The sequence below is a fragment of the Rhodococcus sp. JCM 9793 genome (assembly GCF_055380405.1).
The window spans coordinates 4,599,001-4,617,161 of sequence record NZ_AP043721.1; the positions used below are offsets into that span (position 1 = coordinate 4,599,001).

The 18,161-nt window shown below is 61.8% G+C and carries 18 protein-coding genes; 9 read left to right on the top strand and 9 right to left on the bottom strand.

All coding sequences use genetic code 11. The features are described 5' to 3' along the window. Positions 1–214: 214 nt before the first annotated feature. A complete protein-coding gene (locus tag ACZ46K_RS23395; RefSeq protein WP_464745015.1) occupies positions 215–826 on the bottom strand; it encodes a carboxymuconolactone decarboxylase family protein in 612 nt (203 codons plus the stop codon). Positions 827–1,539: 713 nt separating this feature from the next. Between ACZ46K_RS23395 and ACZ46K_RS23400 the strand changes: the two genes are divergently transcribed. Next, positions 1,540–2,448, top strand: coding sequence for a zinc-binding dehydrogenase (locus tag ACZ46K_RS23400; protein ID WP_054805142.1), 909 nt, complete (start codon positions 1,540–1,542; stop codon positions 2,446–2,448). 234 nt (positions 2,449–2,682) lie between these two features. Here ACZ46K_RS23400 and ACZ46K_RS23405 read toward each other — a convergent pair whose 3' ends face one another. The 6 genes from ACZ46K_RS23405 to ACZ46K_RS23430 form a co-directional block, all read right to left on the bottom strand. Further along, entirely contained in the window at positions 2,683–3,243 is a 561-nt protein-coding gene (locus tag ACZ46K_RS23405; RefSeq protein ID WP_464745017.1) for a PaaI family thioesterase, read from the bottom strand. Between the two features lie 70 nt (positions 3,244–3,313). Beyond that, on the bottom strand, positions 3,314–3,928 hold the full coding sequence (locus tag ACZ46K_RS23410; RefSeq protein WP_054809613.1) for a PaaI family thioesterase: 615 nt from the start codon (positions 3,926–3,928) through the stop codon (positions 3,314–3,316). 103 nt (positions 3,929–4,031) lie between these two features. Further along, complete coding sequence (locus ACZ46K_RS23415; RefSeq protein WP_054809614.1) at positions 4,032–5,384, bottom strand: cytochrome P450; 1,353 nt, start codon at positions 5,382–5,384, stop codon at positions 4,032–4,034. Continuing rightward, positions 5,377–6,237: a mycofactocin-coupled SDR family oxidoreductase gene (locus ACZ46K_RS23420; RefSeq protein ID WP_054805146.1), complete on the bottom strand. Its 861-nt coding sequence runs from the start codon at positions 6,235–6,237 to the stop codon at positions 5,377–5,379. The genes ACZ46K_RS23415 and ACZ46K_RS23420 overlap by 8 nt, the downstream gene beginning before the upstream one ends. A gap of 82 nt (positions 6,238–6,319) precedes the next feature. Beyond that, positions 6,320–7,072, bottom strand: a complete 753-nt coding sequence (locus ACZ46K_RS23425) for an SDR family NAD(P)-dependent oxidoreductase (RefSeq protein ID WP_054805147.1) — start codon at positions 7,070–7,072, stop codon at positions 6,320–6,322. A 129-nt stretch (positions 7,073–7,201) separates the two neighbouring features. Next, positions 7,202–7,972 (bottom strand): SDR family NAD(P)-dependent oxidoreductase, encoded by a 771-nt coding sequence (locus ACZ46K_RS23430; protein WP_464745020.1) that lies wholly within the window; start codon positions 7,970–7,972, stop codon positions 7,202–7,204. A gap of 146 nt (positions 7,973–8,118) precedes the next feature. Between ACZ46K_RS23430 and ACZ46K_RS23435 the strand changes: the two genes are divergently transcribed. Next, entirely contained in the window at positions 8,119–9,303 is a 1,185-nt protein-coding gene (locus ACZ46K_RS23435; RefSeq protein ID WP_054805150.1) for a cytochrome P450, read from the top strand. On the opposite strand, the gene ACZ46K_RS23440 is transcribed toward ACZ46K_RS23435, so the two are convergent. After that, positions 9,296–9,949 carry a TetR family transcriptional regulator gene (locus ACZ46K_RS23440; RefSeq protein ID WP_054805151.1) on the bottom strand — a complete coding sequence of 218 codons (654 nt, stop codon included), beginning with the start codon at positions 9,947–9,949 and terminating at the stop codon, positions 9,296–9,298. The genes ACZ46K_RS23435 and ACZ46K_RS23440 overlap by 8 nt on opposite strands. A 191-nt stretch (positions 9,950–10,140) precedes the next feature. On the opposite strand from ACZ46K_RS23440, the gene ACZ46K_RS23445 reads away from it, so the two are divergent. Together ACZ46K_RS23445 and ACZ46K_RS23450 are read left to right on the top strand one after the other, a co-directional pair. Then, positions 10,141–10,704 (top strand): nuclear transport factor 2 family protein, encoded by a 564-nt coding sequence (locus tag ACZ46K_RS23445; RefSeq protein WP_054809615.1) that lies wholly within the window; start codon positions 10,141–10,143, stop codon positions 10,702–10,704. 32 nt (positions 10,705–10,736) lie between these two features. Next, positions 10,737–12,221, top strand: a complete 1,485-nt coding sequence (locus ACZ46K_RS23450) for an aldehyde dehydrogenase family protein (protein ID WP_054809616.1) — start codon at positions 10,737–10,739, stop codon at positions 12,219–12,221. Positions 12,222–12,281: 60 nt separating this feature from the next. Here the strand turns inward: ACZ46K_RS23450 and ACZ46K_RS23455 are convergent, their stop codons facing one another. Further along, a complete protein-coding gene (locus tag ACZ46K_RS23455) occupies positions 12,282–13,100 on the bottom strand; it encodes an NAD(P)-dependent oxidoreductase (RefSeq protein WP_054805152.1) in 819 nt (272 codons plus the stop codon). A gap of 173 nt (positions 13,101–13,273) precedes the next feature. Here ACZ46K_RS23455 and ACZ46K_RS23460 point away from each other — a divergent pair, with 173 nt between their 5' ends. The 5 genes from ACZ46K_RS23460 (at position 13,274) to ACZ46K_RS23480 (ending at position 18,131) form a co-directional block, all read left to right on the top strand. Then, on the top strand, positions 13,274–14,479 hold the full coding sequence (locus ACZ46K_RS23460) for a CaiB/BaiF CoA transferase family protein (protein ID WP_054805153.1): 1,206 nt from the start codon (positions 13,274–13,276) through the stop codon (positions 14,477–14,479). Between the two features lie 232 nt (positions 14,480–14,711). Then, positions 14,712–16,094, top strand: a complete 1,383-nt coding sequence (locus tag ACZ46K_RS23465; protein ID WP_464745022.1) for an ABC transporter substrate-binding protein — start codon at positions 14,712–14,714, stop codon at positions 16,092–16,094. 62 nt (positions 16,095–16,156) lie between these two features. Then, on the top strand, positions 16,157–17,449 hold the full coding sequence (locus ACZ46K_RS23470) for an amidohydrolase family protein (RefSeq protein ID WP_464745024.1): 1,293 nt from the start codon (positions 16,157–16,159) through the stop codon (positions 17,447–17,449). A gap of 105 nt (positions 17,450–17,554) precedes the next feature. Beyond that, the gene (locus tag ACZ46K_RS23475; RefSeq protein WP_464745026.1) at positions 17,555–17,692 is read left to right on the top strand and encodes a helix-turn-helix domain-containing protein; all 138 of its coding nucleotides are present in this window, start codon (positions 17,555–17,557) and stop codon (positions 17,690–17,692) included. Positions 17,693–17,753: 61 nt separating this feature from the next. Further along, complete coding sequence (locus ACZ46K_RS23480) at positions 17,754–18,131, top strand: DUF4345 domain-containing protein (protein ID WP_464745028.1); 378 nt, start codon at positions 17,754–17,756, stop codon at positions 18,129–18,131. Positions 18,132–18,161: the final 30 nt, after the last annotated feature.

The following is an 18,161-nucleotide window of genomic DNA, read 5'->3' on the forward strand; positions in this document are numbered from 1 at the left end:
TCGAAGCGTGCTCGCTCAGGTGGAGGAATGGGGATGCGTAGCGCCCGGACTACAACCGCAGCCTGATACGCGTACGCCGGCCGGCGAATAGTCGTCGACCGCATATTATGTGCGCCTCCATCGACCTTCTCTGATCCGACCTTTATCTGCGTACTGGGATTCACCTGCAGGTTGCGGTAACACAATCTCCTACGGCGAGACCGCGAGATCGATCTCAGGAGTCGCCCGTGTCGGGCGAGAATGAGCTATCACTGGCGAATTGCATGAGGTCAGCGTCGAGTTCGACCTCACACGAACGCAGTACGCGTGCGAACGCGTCGTATCCCGAGACGGTGAAGATAACGTCGAGCATCTGCTGAGAGTCGAGCTCGGTCGCGAGTGTGGACCAGGTAGCCCTGGTGATTGCACCCTCCTCGATCAGCTCGTCGACAGCGCGCAGCAACGCCGCGTCGATCGGCTCCCACAATGGAGCGTTCGGACCGAAAGCGATACGCGCAATCGTCTCGGCATCGAGACCGATCTCGCGCGAGATGAAATAGTGCTGCGCCCATTCATAGCTAGATTCGCGAACGGCGGCAACTCTCATGATGAGTAGTTCCCGCTGCCTTTCGCTGAGTGTGGTTGTTGTCATCAGGTGGCCGTTGAGACCGAAGAAGGCCCTGGCCAACCTCGGATGGTGTGCGAGCGTGCCGAGTGCGTTTTCCGCTCGGGGGCGATTTTTCCCGGAGCGCAAAGGGTATCGTGGCGATTCTGGCACGAGCGCGGTGATCGCCTCGCGCATGGCCGATGACCACTCGGCGAACGGAATTGGTTCGATTCGAGCCATGCCTGGCTGATCCCTTCTGTCAGGCCCAGCACGTGCTGGGCCGATATGTTGTGCCGCTGCAATCTTTGACCGCTTATTACTTCAGCTATCTCGAGGACGCTCGAATCACTCCCCGTCCGATGAGGTGACGCCACCAGCAATGCTCGCGGCCCGCAATCGACATAGCCTTTCAGGTCGTTCACATGCGCACCCCCATGGACCGATACTATACATCCGTATAGCATCTGTCACGCCAACGTATGTGTCGAGGTGGCGGGTAACGAGCGCCGGCGAACTACCAGGGCGACCGCAGTTTTCACTCAAGTACACACCCACACGGAGGTCGTCCGACGATGGAAGGTAGTACTGAACCAGGCCAGCAGTCACCTCGGCCTCTTACTCATGCACTGCGAAAGGTCGTCACTCCGTAGCCTTCTTCGAGCTGATCACCGACCTGCCGAAACTCCTCGATCTCGAGCGAAGTATCGGTGGCCGGACTGCGCACTGTATCCAGCATCGGTTCGAAACGCGTCTCTCACATCAGCGTCACTTGCTGTACAGTCGTATACTTGCGCCACGAGAGCACAAATGGAGCACAGGGCGTCGCTCGCCGCGCGGGCGGCCGAACCAGCAAGAACAACGGCTATACGCAACGAACCGAAAATCTACGCGCCTGCACGGCTGCGGTCCGACAACACCTCGACTGAGAGAACTGAGTGCTGATGCCCCCGTCAATGAAAGCGATCAGCCAGGACATCCTGGGCGGACCTGAAGTACTACGAACGGTCGAGGCCCCGCGTCCGACGCCGCGTACGGGTCAGGTACTTGTCCGCATGTGCGCCACATCGGTCAATCCGGTCGACTGCAAACTTCGGGCCGGCGTCGTCACTCACCTCGGGCCCCCGCCTTTCACCCTCGGATTCGATCTCTCCGGCACCGTCGTCGAGATCGGGCCCGAAGTCGAGTCGTTTCAGCCTGGGGACGAAGTGTTCGGCATGATCTTCAGCAAAAAGGGCGCCTACGGCGAATTCGCTCTCGCCAACGCCGATACTCTCGCGCTACGGCCAGCGAACCTGGATCCCATTCATGCCGGCGTCCTGCCAACGGCCGCGCTGACAGCATGGCAGGCAATCAATCTCGCAGATGTGCACAATGGCGAGCGTGTTCTGATCCATGCTGCAGCAGGCGGCGTCGGCCACCTTGCGGTCCAATTCGCCCATCGTCGAGGCGCACATGTGATCGGCACCGCCCGTACCGTGAACCACAATTTCCTTCGGGCACTGGGCGCCGATGAACTGGTCGACTATACCGAGTCAGATTTCGCCGCTTCAGTCCAAGAAGTGGACGCCGTGATCGATCTCGTCGGCGGCGCGTACGGATCACGCTCTCTGCGGATACTGCGAGCCGACGGCCGATACATTGATGCACAAGGCTCGGACGCCACTGACGACCCCCGCTACCGCCGAGTAGTCGGGCACCCATCTCCTGCCGACCTGACTTCCATCGGGCAACTCGCCGCCGACGGGAAGGTACGGGTCGAGGTCGAACAGACCATGTCACTTGCCGATATCACCGAGGCCCACAAGCTCAGCGAATCAGGACGAGTTCGCGGAAAGCTTGCATTGACCCCTTGGGGACCGTGAGCCCGAAGCTGACACCGACGCCTGACTCGAGGACGAATCGTCGACGATTCCTCCGGCGACTGCCATTGTCGGTGCCATCGAGCACAATGTCCGCAATGCGTTGAGCTGTACCTCGATCCGGATTCCTTACTCGTCGCACCCGGTCCACTATCGGCCCGGGTGCGACTGCAAGCTCGGGGGACCGAACGGATCAACACCGAAAATGCATGTCACTCAGCGAAATCGGGCGTGACCTCACCGTGGACGATGGCGTGGAGATTCTCGAGACCGGCCATCTCGGCCACCTGGTGACATCTGCTGCGACGAGAGGTCGGGATCGGCCCGTGCAACGAACCGTCCCTCCGCGGAAACCGCCACGCTCCCCGCTACCGTGATGGCACCGCGGACTGCGACTCGGCCGACGGCCCGTTCCACTTCACCACCGGTGACCACTAGTTCTTCGAACAACGGAACCCGTTGGCCGTAGCGGATCGACAGTGTCTCCGCCGAAACTCCCTCGGCGCCGGCTGCCACGACGAGCACATGCGCAAGCAGCAACGCCGACACTCCCCCGTGCACCATTCCACGCGGTCCTTGGTATTCAAGGCCGAGGGCTCCGCTGGCCGCGACGAATCCGTCGTCGCCTACTTTCATCGTCAACGGCGGTGCTAGAGCGTTGACGCGCCCAGACACCGGATCAGAGCTACTGCCATCGCGCACCGAATCGTGTGCCGTACCCGCGTCCTTCTCGAGCCGGTCTCTGATCTCTTCGAGTTCTTCTGCGACCGCGAGAAGCGCGCGATCGTCCTCGTACACTCTCAACAGCAAGCTGGTCAGCCGCCGTAAGCCGTTCGCAGCATGTTCGAGTGGGTGCACTTGCTCTGCTTCACTCTGGTCGTCGGGGTGCACCGGGTACCTCTCGTGGTACTGCAACGAACAGTCCTTCCGCACTCACACAGAGTTCCTTGCCCATCCACAACTGACCGGATGAGAAGATCTTCCGTCCGTTCACGCTGTCGTGCCGGGAAGTGACGCGCAGTTCACAGCCCACTGGAATCGGTCGGTGGAAGCGCAGCGTGAGTTGCGCAGTCACGCCGACCGCACCCGCATGAATATTGGCCTCGGCCAACGCCACATCGAGAACCAACGCGGCGGCACCCTCGTGCACCATCGCGTTCACACCTCGATACGCGGCCGAGAAACACACCGTGCCTTCGAGACCACTCTCGGAAGGTTGCAACCGAAGCGGCGGGGCGATGGCGTTCACCGAACCTACCACTGGGCTGTATCGCATGATCCGGCCGATCTTGTCCATCTGCTGTAACCGGTCGGCCACTGTGTCTGCGCGGACCTCCAGACGGTCCGCAGCCGCGTGGATCCGCGCCGCGATCGCGGCGAGCCCCGCCCGGCTCTCACCAGTCGTCAACAACGCTGCGGTAGCGCCTCGTACTGCATTCACAGCTCGGGAGACACCGTCGGCATGCGGGTCCATGCCCGTCATCACGAGGCACCGTCGGCGCTGGTTCTCATACGATGTGGGCGCCTCCCGCTTCCGTCGGCCGTCGTCGACCTTCCGATCGATCGCTTCCTCATAGCCAAGTCACCTAGATTCTGACGCGGGCTTGTGTTTCCGTGACGGGCCTCGCGATTTCCTGCTCATCACAGATCTTCTGCAATCGATCGAGTGTCTCGTCGAGGCCGGCGCCGACTCTCTTCCCCGGCGTGAACGTCGCCTGAAGGTTCCGCATGCCTTGAATGACTCCGATGGTGTCGTAGTGCACGGTCTGCTCGGGTATGCAACGGTAGTCGGGGATTCGATCGAGTACCGCCATGACCATCGACTTGAACACTGTGCGTGCGAAATTCGATCCGATACACCGGTGCATACCCAGCCCGAAGCTGAAGTGTCGATTGCCCGGCCTGTCCAACACCATCCGGTTCGGTTCGGGAAATACCGCGGGGTCGCGGTTGGCCATCGCCCATGACAACCAAAGTCGATCTCCCTCCCGGAACTGCACACCATCGACATGGACGTCTTCCGCGACGGTGCGCCCATCACCAGGTGCCGGCGTGTAGAACCGCAGAAACTCTTCGGTCGCCGACTTCATCAGGGTCGCCCGCTCGTCACTCAACCGACCACGTTCTTCCGGGTGCTCGGACAACCACTCGAGCGCGTGGGCGGTGAGCGCCGTGGTCGTGTCGAACCCACCGCCGATCACCAGGTTCAACATCCCGATGATCTCCATGTCGTCCGGTCGAAGACCGTCGAGGCGGACCTGGTTGAGCGCGTGGATGATTCCCGGGCGTGGAGTGTCTCGGATTTCCATCATACTGGTGAACAGGTCCGTGCCCATGGCCATGAAAAGGTCCAGCACACGTTCCGCATCGGGCGAGTCCGGAGATGTGTAGACGGAGGCATGTGCCGGTTCGCTGTAGATCGCCCATTTGTTCAACGGGATACCGAGCATCGCCAAGGTCAAGACCGCCGGCACGATATTGGCCAGGTCGTCGACGAAGTCGATCTGACCGTCCTCGATCTTGTCGTCGAGGCACGCACGCACGACTTCGTCGACGAACGGCACCCACCGTGCGACGGCCGCCGGTGACAGATACGGATTCAACGCACTTCGATAGATCCGGTGCTCCGGATCGTCCATTTCCAGCATGCCGCCCCGGATGCCGTGGGTGTCCATCAGCACCGGTATCCCGATACCCTTGTACCCGCGGCGTTGCCCGTGGACATCGTGGTCGGTGGAGACATACGGGCACCGCGCAAGTTCGAATACCGCTTGACTACTGGCGGCAACCCAGTGTCCGTCGTAGGTGTCCGTCCACGCAATCGGGCATTTCTGATGCATCTCCTCGGTGATCTCGTCGAACCGCGCACGATACTCGGGAGTGTGTCGGTCGAAGTGATAACGAGGCGCCTTCCTGGCAGTGTCGGCGACGTCAGACATGGTAGTCGTACCACTTGAGATAGCCGCCACCATCGACACGCATCTGCATGCCGGTCACGTACCGTGACTCGTCGGATGCGAGGAACAACACCATGTTACTGATGTCGGCAGGTTCCACGTACGGGATCGGCATTGCTTGCATGAAGGCGAAGAGCGGTTCTGCGTCTTCACGCGCGGGGTGTTCGAGATCGGGACGGAATGCCTTGTACATGGGCTCGCTCTGCAACATGTCGGTGTTGCAATTGGTGGGATGAACCACGTTTGCGCGGATGCTTCGCGGCGCCACATGCAGCGCAAGGGTGTGAACATACTGGGATAGCATGCGTTTCGCGAGAGGATACGCAACGCCGCCGAGGTCCTGACCGGGCGAATCGGTCTTACTGATGTCCATCAGGGCGGCCGTCGATCCGGTAGCGATGATCGATGCCCCCTCGCTGAGGTGCGGCAGTGCGGCCTGAACGACGTTGATCACTCCACCCAGATTCGTATCGATGGTGTCGCACCACGCCTGAAGAGCCGGTTCGCCTGTCATCGCCGCGATCCCCGCGTTCGCGACCACGATGTCGAGTTTTCCGAGCTCCGCCAATCCTGTGTCCAGTGCCGAGATGACTTGCGCGCGTTCACGTACATCCGCCTCGATGACAACGGCACGCTGGCCGGCCTTCTCGACCAGTCGCGCTGTCTCTTCGAGATCCTCCGGACGGGCCATCGGATAGTTGACCGCCGCAAGATCGGTACAGAAGTCCATCGCGATGATGTCTGCACCCTCTTCGGCGAGTCGCACGGCGTGGCTGCGGCCCTGCCCGCGCGCCGCCCCGCTGATGAAGGCGACTTTCCCTTGTACACGACTCATGACGTTTCCCTTTCGATCGGAGAACTCAGAACTGGCCTGCAGTACTACGACGGACTCGAGGACACCTATCGGTCGCCTCGGTTCAGACGACAGCGCCGCCGTTGACCCCGATGACCTGCCCGGTGACATATCCGGCGGCATCCGTGCACAAGAAGGCGCACATCGCTGCGATATCGTCGCCGGATCCGAGTCGTCCCATAGGAATTGCTCGGGACAGAATCTTCTCCGGCGGCAGCTTCTTTGCTTCTTGCTGGCCCCGGAGCATCGGTGTGTCGGCGACGAACGGCGGAATGGTGTTGACGGTGATTCCGCGAGCGGCATACTCGAGTGCCACCGTTTTCGTCAGCGCGATGACACCACCTTTCGTCGTGGCATAATGGCCTTGATTCACGGCGCCGGTCTGGCCCGCGGCCGACGAGATCGTCACGATACGTCCCCATCCGGCGGAGACCATGTCCGGCAGTACTCCTTGGATGCACAGGAACGTTCCCGTGAGATTGACGGCCACATACCGGTTGAAGTCGTCGAGGGTGATCTCCTCGAACGGTGTGAATCCACCGAGCGCGGCGCTGGTGACGAGGATTTCGATGGGCCCGAACGCCTCGCGCACCGTACCGAGTGCCGTTGTGATCGCGGCAGAGTCGGCAACGTCGACCTCGACGGCAACCGCTTCGGCGCCAGCGGAGCGCAATTCGGCAACGAGTTTCTCGGACGCTTCCGCGTTCGCGTCGGCAACTCCGATGCGATGCCCCTGGGCGGCGAGGTGCTCACAGACGGAGCGACCGATACCTGAAGCGCCACCGGTGACCACCGCGGTGCGAGTCGAACTTTCCATGCGTTCACTCCGTCTTCTGGGTGTTGTACGAATGTATAGCGCATGTGACCTGCGTCGCACAAGAGTCGAACTCCGGCGAGGTCACGCGCACATCGAAATTCTTGTACTCGAGTGACCGAGAGTGTGTGCTCACACCCCTGCAGGGCCCGGACCGCCGTGCATGTACAGGGTCTGACCCGAGCAGAAACTCGAGGCGTCGGACGCGAAGAACAGGACGCCATAGCCGATTTCCTCGGGCTCACCCAGGCGCTTGGAGGCATTGCTCGAACCGAAAGTCTCGGGATCCAGCCCGTACCGGGCAGCGTCGTCGAGTAGAGTGGCCGCTCGAACTGCGCCGACAGCGATGGAGTTCACCCGGATACCCTTGCCGGTCCAGGCCGCGGCCATCGATCCCGTCAGATTGTTCACTGCGGCTTTCGCTGCGGCGTACGGAGCAGCCTGAGGCATTGCCAGCAGGCTTGCGCCCGACGAGATGTTCACGATCGCACCCTTGCCCTGTTCGAGCATGGGGGTGGACACTGCCCGTGACAGATGCCAGACAGCGCCGAAATTCAGCGCCATGACCTGATCGAATTCATCGTCGGCCCACTTCCTGATCGGCTGAGTGTCCGCTCCACCAGCACAGTTGACGAGGATGTCGACCCGCCCGAACTCCCGCAGGGTGGTCTCGACCAGCTGCCGGCACCCGTCAGCACTGGTGACATCAGTGGGTACGGCCAGCGATCGTCGTCCCATCACGTCGATCTCTTTCGCAGTGGATTCCAGCGGATCGGGGCGGCGACCCGCGAGCACGACATCGGCGCCGTGCTCGGCAAGGACCAATGCGGCACTGCGTCCGATCCCGGTGCCGCCGCCGGTGATGAGGGCAACGCGCCCTTCGAGGGAGAACCGATCGTTCATGTGACTGCTCCTGGCTGAAAGTGGACGTTTGCGTAGGTGATCACCGGTCGGGCCGAAACCGTATGCGCCTTACCGGATTGCGACACTATACGACCGTACAGCAACTGCGATAGAGTGAAATCGAATTCGAAACGAGGAGTGAGAAGTTGAACGATCTGTATTACGACCCGTGGCACGTCGAGATCGACCTCGACCCGTATCCGACCTACCGACGCCTGCGAGACGAAGCGCCCCTCTATTACAACGAGCCTCATGACTTCTGGGGCCTCAGTCGGTACGACGACGTCGAGTCGGCCCTGAAGGATCCGAAGAGATTCAGCTCGGCAAAGGGGGACCTCCTCGAGGTCGTCAAGGCCGACCCGGTCATGCCGCCAGGTGTATTCATCAACGAAGATCCGCCGTTGCACACCATCCATCGCGCGCTGGTATCCCGCGCTTTTCTACCGAAAAGAATGCGGGCACTGGAAGACAAGATCCGCGCGTTCTGCATAGCCTGCCTCGACCCACTCGTCGGTGGCGAGAACTTCGACTTCGTCCTGGACCTCGGAGCGGAACTACCCATGCGGACGATCGGGATGCTCGTCGGGATTCCCGACGCCGACCAACCCGCGGTGCGAGCCCAGGCACATCGCGTGCTGCGGAACAAACCGGGCGAGCCGTTGCCCGTGAAAAAGGATCACTATTTCGACGGGGACATGTTCGCCGACTACGTCGCATGGCGGAAGAAAAACCCCTCCGACGACCTGATCACCGAACTACTCGACGTCGAGTTCGACGACGAGTCGGGCACGACGCGGCATCTGAGCTCCGAAGAGATCCTCATCTTCCTTGCGGTCATCGCAGGGGCAGGTGTCGAAACAACCGGTCGCCTGTTCGGGTGGATGGGCAAGGTACTGGCCGAGCACCCCGATCAGCGTCAGGAACTCGTCGATGACAGGTCACTCGTTCCCGGCGCGATCGAGGAGTTGTTGCGCTACGAGGCGCCAGGTCCCCATGTCGCGCGATATGTCACCGAAGACGTCGAGATCCACGGGCAGACCGTCCCGGCAGGAAGCGCAATGTTACTCATGCTTGCGTCGGGAAACCGCGACGAACGGCACTTCGACGATCCGGATCGGTTCGATATCCACAGGAAATCGGTGTCGCACCTGACCTTCGGGCGCGGAGCGCATTTCTGCCTCGGGTCTCCGCTTGCTCGTATCGAGGGGCGCGTCGCCCTGGAGGAGGTCTTGAACCGGTTTCCGAAATGGGACATCGATATCGATGCCGCGCGCCGGTCGCGCACCTCGACGGTACGCGGCTGGGATTCGATGCCCGCGATGGTCAGCTGAGGGACGACTTGTCCGGTGCCGCTGTGCGCGGACGGCGTTTCCGTTTCGCCGGCCCGGTACGTGGCTCCACCGAATCGAGGTAGCGCTCGAGCGCATCCACCAGCGCCGCATGCTCGGTGGTCACGCCGATGCCTTCCTCCAGATTGAGAAACTTGGGAATACCGGTGATCAGTAGCAACGCCGCACCGATCGAGAGTTGCCCGTCCGGGCTGCCGTCACGACCGAATTTTGCGGCCAGAACGTCCAGCTGCAGACTCCGCACGCGCTCGGTGACTTCCGCAATCTCGGACCGGATCGACTCGCGGTGATTGCCGAGCGCCATGAACTCGGTCGTGAGGGTGGCAGTCGCCTCGTCCCAGCTGTACTCCCACAGCGCTCGCAGAGGGTCGTCCGATCGACGAGAGAGCGCCTTCTGCAGCGCAGCCAGATTGCGATCCGAATATCGCCTGATGGCAGCAAGGAAGATGTCATCGAGAGTGGGGAAATAGTACTGAACGAGACTTGCGGTCACGCCCGCCTCCGTTGCGAGCGCGCGATAACTGACACTGGCATAGCCCTTGGCCAGCACCATCTTTTCGACACAGTCGAGCAGAACATCCCTCGTCTTGGATGTATCAGCACCTACGCGCCTCGGCGATGAAGCCATTCCACCTCACTCAGTAGTACTCGATCCATCTTCGCACCTGCCGGGACCTCGTGGCTCACCGGCAACCCACCCATGATTCCTCACAATCGCCCACTCCGCATGCTATACGTCCGTAAAGTTCCACCAGGATCGAGATGTCGCCGAGCTGCTGCGCAACCGGCGCGAGTCGAGACAACTTGAACAGGAGAGTAATGAGCACCGAAACCGGTCTGGATACCTTGAAGCAGGACGTCCGCTACCTGATGGACCGAACCGCCATTCTGGATTGCATCGTTGGGCACGCCCGCGGATGCGACCGCCACGACATCGACCTCATCACCGCTGCCTATCACCCCGACGCAGTCGACGAACACGGTCTCACCAAGAATCCCGGTCCCGATTACGGCGAGTGGGCCAACAAGACCCATGCCGCGACCTCCCAGGTGCACACCCACAACATCACGACCCACTCGTGTGATATCGATGGCGACATCGCACATGCCGACAGCTACGCGATTGTGGTTCTCCTCGGCGCCGACGGCAAGACCGCACAGTTCGTCAGCGGACGCTACATCGACCGCCTGGAGCGACGGGACGGTCACTGGCGCATCGCCCTTCGTAGATCAACCGTCGAGACGATGTTCTTGGCGGATGCCCGCGTGTTACAGACCCCATTCTTCAAAGAACAGGGATACCACTCCGGGACCAGGGACCGTCGCGATCTGTCGTACCGACGCCCTCTCGATCTCGATACACCCGCGCCACAACTTTGGTAGTTACCGACAATCAACCGAGCGAACGGAGCGATATGACGTCAGGACAGGACGACACCGGAATATTGGCCGGCGACGATCGCATGCTGATCGACGGCCAACTGCAACACACCAGCAGCGGCGCAACATTCGACGTGATCCACCCCGGCAGTGAAGAAATCGTCGGCCTCGCCACCGACGGCACCGTATCCGACATGGAACGCGCCATCGGCGCCGCCCGACGCACATTCGACACCACCGAGTGGTCGCGCGACGTCGAGTTCCGCTACCACTGCCTGATCCAGCTTCACGAGGCGCTGACCAGGAACATGGAGCGCCTGCGCCGCATCGTGGTGACCGAAGTCGGCTGCCCCATCGGCGTGACCAGAAGCCAGATCGAAGAACCGATCGACGAGGTGAAACACTGGGCCGACTACGGCCGGAACTTCGACTATCTGCAGGACACAGGCACACATCCCACCGTGATGGGTCCGGCACGCAGGCTCCTGCACTTCGACCCGGTCGGGGTCGTCGGCGCGATCACCCCGTGGAACGTACCGTTCTATCTCAATATCGCCGAAACGATGCCGGCGCTGATGGCCGGAAACACCGTCGTCCTCAAACCCGCACAGCTCACCCCGTGGTCCGGCAGCGAACTGGGACGGATCGTCGCCGAGGAGACCGACATCCCACCCGGCGTCTTCAACGTCGTATTGTCGAACGCCAACGAGGTGGGCGCGGCACTGTCGGCGGATCCACGGGTCGACATGATCACCTTCACCGGGTCGACCGCCACCGGACGAGCCATCCTGGCTGCCGCCGCACCCACGGTCAAGAAGACGATGCTCGAACTCGGCGGAAAATCGGCCCACATCGTGCTCGACGACGCCGACCTCGACGCGTCCCTCCCGATGGCGGCCGTGATGGCATGCGTCATGTCGGGGCAGAGCTGCATCCTGCCCAGCCGGATCCTGTTACCGCGCAGCCGCTACGACGAAGGCATCGCGGTGCTGAAGGCCACCATGGAATCGTTCCCGGTGGGCGACCCGTGGGTTCCCGGCAACATGCAGGGCCCCCAGATCAGCGAAACCCAGCGTCAGAAGGTACTCGGCCTGATCACCGACGGTGTCGAATCCGGCGCCACCCTCATCACCGGCGGCGGCATTCCGGAGAACCTGCCCACGGGCTACTACACGCAGCCGACTCTGTTGGGCGACGTCGATCCCGACTCCAGAATCGCGCAAGAGGAAATCTTCGGCCCGGTCCTGACCGTGACCGCCTACGACACCGACGACGAGGCCATTGCGATCGCCAACAACTCGATCTACGGCCTGTCCGGTGAGGTGAGCAGCGCTGACAATGATCGAGCGCTGGCCGTCGCACAGCGCATGCGTACCGGCAGTGTCACCGTCAACGGAAAATCCTTCTTCGGGATCACCAGCCCGTTCGGTGGTACCAAACAAAGTGGACTCGGCCGACGCAACGGCACGCAGGGTTTCGAGGAGTACCTCGAAATCAAGACCATCGGCCTGCCTGGCTGACGACCCCGGCACTGCAGTGCATTGTCGGGTGCCCCTCAGGCGCGAGGGGCACCCGGCCTCTCAGCGTGGGTGATTCATCAGACCCAGAGTCCCATCCGCCGCGGTCAATGCGATTCCGGCCGATATGTCAGCCGCGTCGGCCAGACCGGACACCAACGCGACATCCTTGTTGAGCAGTGGCCCAGCGAGCGCTGCGATGGGTTCGACGGTGCCTCCGCCCGCGACGATACTGCCCACTGCATAGCTGTGTGCAGAACCACGAGTGATGACTTCTGCCAGAGCCTCCGGTTCGACTCCGAGAGAACGTCCGAGCGCAAACGTATCCGCAGCAGCTCCGAGATTCGCGGTGAACAGAAGGTTGTTCAGAAGTTTCGCGACCTGTCCGGATCCGAGAGCCCCCATGTGCACGACCGGATTTCCGTAAGTCGAGAACACGGGCCGGCACCGCTCCACGACCTTCGTCTCGCCTCCGACCATTACGAGCAGATTCCCTGCAGCGGCAGCCTGGCCGCCACCGCTCACCGGCGCATCGATTACCGCGACGCCATGTCCCGCGGCATTGTCTGCGACTGAGCGGCATGTATCGGGATGCACGGTGCTGTGGATGGCGATCACACCACCCTCATCGATTCCGGCAAGGATTCCATGCTGCCCGGATATGATCTCCTGGACATCGGCATCGCTGACGACACAGAGGCACACAAGATCGCTTCCCGCAGCCAGTTCCGCTGGAGACCCCGCGATCTTTGCCGGTGTCCCCGAGAACGGCTCGAGCGAGGCGGACCTCCGCGCCCACAGTGTCGTCTCGTAGCCCGCATCGATGATACGGCGCGTCATGGGAGCACCTTGACTTCCGACTCCGATGAATCCGATGCGCATTGCCGATCCTCCGATCCGGAACGGGCCAGGACTTTCCTGCCCGTGGGTGATGTTGGTGGGAACCGATTTTCGATCTATACGAGAGTCCCCGGTGTTGCTACAGTACACCCGTACAGCAGGCGTTCCCCGTATTCGACAATGGCCTCCCGTCAGTCCAACCGAGGAGTCTCCGAATGAAGCCACTCGCAGGGTTCCGAGTTCTCGAGGTCGCGATGTACGGCTTCGTCCCATCAGCGGGCGCAGTTCTTGCCGAATGGGGCGCGGACGTCATCAAGGTCGAGCACGCCGTCGTGGGCGATCCCCAACGCGGGCTCCGGCAAGTCGGCCCCATGCGGGTCGAGGGCGATCCGAACCCCAACATCGAGCACGCAAACCGAGGAAAGCGCAGCATCGGTATCGACATGGGGACAGACGAGGGCAAGGATGTGCTGAAAAGCCTTGCCCGCACTGCAGACGTCTTCCTGACCAGTTTCCTGCCCGACGCGCGGACGAGGTTTCGAATCGACGTGGATGATATACGCGCTGTGAACCCGAAGATCGTCTATGCACGCGGCAGCGCGTTCGGCCCAAGAGGACTCGAGTCGGACAAGGGTGGATACGACATGACGGCCTTCTGGGCGAGAGCCGGCGTCGCCGCGACCATCACCCCTCCGGGGGTCGAAGGAATGATTCCGCCCCCTGGCCCCGCCTTCGGCGACACCATCTCAGGAACGAACCTCGCCGGAGGAATTACCGCAGCACTCCTCCACCGCGAACGGACGGGTGAGCCGGCCTTGGTCGACGTGTCACTGCTGGGCAGCGGGCTATGGGCCCTCGGACACGGGATTGCACTGTCTGCCCATCTCGGTGAGCCGATGGTCGCACCGCCGATCGGTGCCCATGGCGCGCCGAGCAACCCGCTGGTCGGGGTCTACGCCACCGCCGACGACCGCTATCTGTCGTTCGTGATGATGCAGCCGGACAAGTACTGGGCAGACGTCTGCCGACACATCGACCGCCCCGAGTTGGCGGACGATCCACGTTTCGTCGACGTCGAGCAGATTGCAGCCAACACCGACAAGGCTGTGGCGATTCTCCGAGAGGCAATCGCCACCCGCACGCTTCGGGACTGGACGGAACGCTTCGCGACGCTGTCCGGGCCCTGGGCTCCGATCCAGGATTCACTCCAGGTGACCCAGGACGCGCAGATCCGGGCAAACGAGTATGTCCTTCGCGCAGGAGAACTCGAATTGGTCTCCAACCCCGTTCAATTCGATGTCGCGGCACCGGCAACGGGGCCTGCCCCCGCGTTCGCCGCACAGACCGACGAGATCCTGCAAGAACTCGGACTCGACTGGGAGCGCATCATCGAACTCAAGACGGCCGGCGCGGTCACCTAGTAGCTTTCTTCCCACTTCCCTTTCTGCACGAGAGGTCTCGATGCTTCGACGAAGGCGTCTACTGACCGCATTTGGTGCGGTCCTCTCCAGCACGATTCTCCTGAGTGGTTGCGGTGGTCCGGGTTCCGGCACGGTCGCCGAGGGGTCCACTGAAACAGGAGAGCCGGTCTCCGGCGGAACGCTACGCGTCATTCAGACGGGCGAACCGCGATCACTCGATCCAGCGTCATTGATGAATACCTGGTCTCATCAGCCGGTTCTCGGTAACGCACTGTACGGCACATTGATGGTCAACGACATCGACACCTTCGATATCGAATACACAATGGCAGAGGACTTCTCCACCGTCGACGGTGGAGCGACGTTCATCTTGACGTTGCAGCCAGGCCTGACCTTCACTGACGGAACGCCGCTCGACGCCGCGACAGTGAAGTTCAATTGGGACCGGCTGCGCGACCCGACGCTCGGGTCGCTGTCGACCCGATGGGCATCAGCGATCGCAGAGACAGAGGTGGTCGATCCGACCACGCTGAAGGTCGTCATGACGACACCGAATCCGCATTTTGCGCAGGCTATCGTTTCCGGTGGTCTGAACTGGATCGCGTCTCCGGAAGCACTCCAGAAGGGTCCCGCCTCGTTCGACGAGAACCCAGTAGGTGCAGGTCCGTTCGTCCTCACCAATTGGACCCGCCAGGACACGATCGAACTGGAGCGAAATCCCGACTTCTGGGATGCACCCAAGCCCTATCTGGACCGGCTGACGATCCGTACCGTGGCCGACACCAACCAACGGCTCAACACAATCACGACCGACGGCGCTGATCTTGCCTCCGAATCGAATTGGGCGAACCTGAAGAAGGCCGAGGCCGCGGGATACTCGTACGAGGTCGCACCCACCGGTGGTGGACAGTACATCGGAATGAACTTCCGGCGCGCACCGTTCGACGATCAGCGAGCCCGACGTGCGGTGGCGCTCGCTGTGGACCCCGACGCAATCAACGCGGCGGTCTACAACGGCGAAGGCAAGGTCCCGCAGACCCTGTTCGAGGAGGGATCTCCCTTCTTCAGCGATATCGCCCTCGGACCCACGGATCATGCAGCCGCGCAGGAACTCTTCGACGAGCTTGCCGCCGAAGGAAAGCCGGTGACGTTCACCTTCATGTCCTATCCCACGACGGAAAGCCGAACTGTCGCCGAGGCGCTCCAAGCGCAGCTGAGTGTCTTCGACAATGTCGAGGCCGCTGTCGAGGTTGTGGACTACAGCACGGCCACCGCGCGCGCTGTGAACCACGACTTCGACATGTTCATTTCGGGAGTTGTCATCCAGGACCCCGACATCCCGCTCTGGTCGGAACTCCACAGCGATTCCAGTGGCAATTTCATGGGCATCGACGATGCTGATCTCAGCGCTGCACTGGACGCTGGTCGAATCGCAACATCGGTGGAGGACCGCAGGGCGGCCTACGAGACCGTGCAGGAACGACTGGCCGAACTGACCCCAGGCGTCTGGTACTACCGGGCGGCGCCGGCAGTGGTGAGCAACGGACACGTGCACGGAGTAAGCCTCTACGGCCTCGGGTCGGTGTTGCCAGAAGAACTCTGGCTCACCGAATAACCCGCACAGTTGGAAAGCGGTCGCGTCGCCGGCACGACCGAGACGAAGAGAAGGGAAGTGCTGTGAACAAAGACGACATGATCCTGATCAGCATCGATGACCACATCATCGAACCACCCGACATGTTCGTGAACCACCTATCGGCGAAATACAAGGACGACGCACCTCGTCTGATCCACAATCCGGACGGCAGCGACACATGGAAGTTCCGTGACACCGTCATTCCGAACGTTGCGCTCAATGCGGTGGCCGGGCGCCCCAAGGAGGAGTACGGCCTCGAGCCTCAGGGCCTCGATGAAATCCGTCCCGGTTGTTACGACCCACGCGAACGGGTGAAGGACATGAACGCCGGAGGTGTACTGGCGACGATGAATTTCCCATCGTTCCCTGGCTTCGCGGCACGTCTTTTCGCTACAGATGACTCCGATTTCTCGCTGGCCCTGGTGCAGGCGTACAACGACTGGCACATCGACGAGTGGTGCGGCTCTCATCCCGGCCGGTTCATTCCGATGGCGCTGCCGGCGATCTGGGATGCCGAACTCTGCGCGCAAGAGGTCCGCCGCGTATCGAAGAAGGGCGTGCATTCTCTTACGTTCACCGAAAACCCCGCCGCCCTCGGCTATCCAAGCTTCCACGACGAGTACTGGAATCCGTTGTGGAAAGCGTTGGTTGATACCGACACAGTGATGAATGTGCATATCGGCTCGTCGGGTCGGTTGTCGATCCCTGCGCCCGACAGCCCGATGGACGTGATGATCACGCTGCAGCCGATGAACATCGTGCAGGCCGCAGCCGACCTACTCTGGTCGCGTCCGATCAAGGACTACCCTGACCTGAAGATCGCTTTGTCCGAGGGGGGTACCGGATGGATTCCCTACTTCCTGGAGCGAGTCGACCGTACCTACGAGATGCATTCGACATGGACATTGCAGGACTTCGGCGGCAAGCTTCCGTCGGAGGTGTTCCGGGAGCACTTCCTGACATGCTTCATCTCCGATTCGGTCGGTGTGAAACTGCGTCACGACATCGGGATCGACAACATCTGCTGGGAGATGGATTATCCGCATTCCGACTCGATGTGGCCCAGTGCTCCCGAACAGCTCGATTCGGTCTTCAAGAGCAATGGCGTTTCGGATGACGACATCAACAAGATGACCCACCAGAACGCTATGCGTTGGTACTCGTTCGATCCATTCGCGCACACCCCGAGAGAGCAAGCCACCGTGGGGTCGCTACGCAAGGCCGCCGGCGACCACGATGTCAGCGTCCGAGCGCTGAGTACCCGCGAGAAGTCCGGAACGAGCTTCGCTGAGTTCACCGCGAGTGCAAAAGCAGTGTCGGGAGTGCAGGATTGAGTTCGGCCCTGGAGTATCGGCCTCGCTGTGTTGCCGGCGGGGGCGATCACTGCTGCAGATCTGCCACCCGCACTCAGTTCCGCGCCTCGGCGAACGATGACGACGATGGAAAGCACTGAACACGATGCCACCGTGGTGGCACTCCGCGAATGTGTCGGCAACCGCGTCGCAGCAGCGAAATCGCTGGGAATCGCCCGATCATCGCTCTATCGGAAAATCGAGACCTTCGGCATTCATGTCTGATGTGGATCATCGGAATCGTCGGCGCGGTCCGGACAAACGCCGTGTCTGTCATCATGAGCTCATGTCAGCCCTGAGAATCTTAGGACGCGTGACCGGATGGACCTGCATCGCGATCGGAGGGATCCAGCTCGTCGGCGGCGTATCCGGGGAGCCCGGTATGACCGATGACGCGACCGTGGATTCACACGTGCGCTTCATGGGCCCCGTCTTCGCCGGCTACGGTGTGAGTTGGCTCGACGCCGCGGCTCGCCCCGAACCGGACCTGAACCGGATGCGTGTGCTCGCCGGACTGATGGCTCTCGGAGGTGTCGGCCGGCTCGCGACCCGTGCCACTCTGGGGCGGCCCCACCGCTTCCATGATCTGCTGCTCGCGGTGGAGCTCGCTGCCCCGGTCGTAGTGGAGGTGCTGGGTCGGCGCGAGCGTCCCGCGCGCAGTTGAGCTTCCCGCCCGGAGCAACGGAGCCGACCG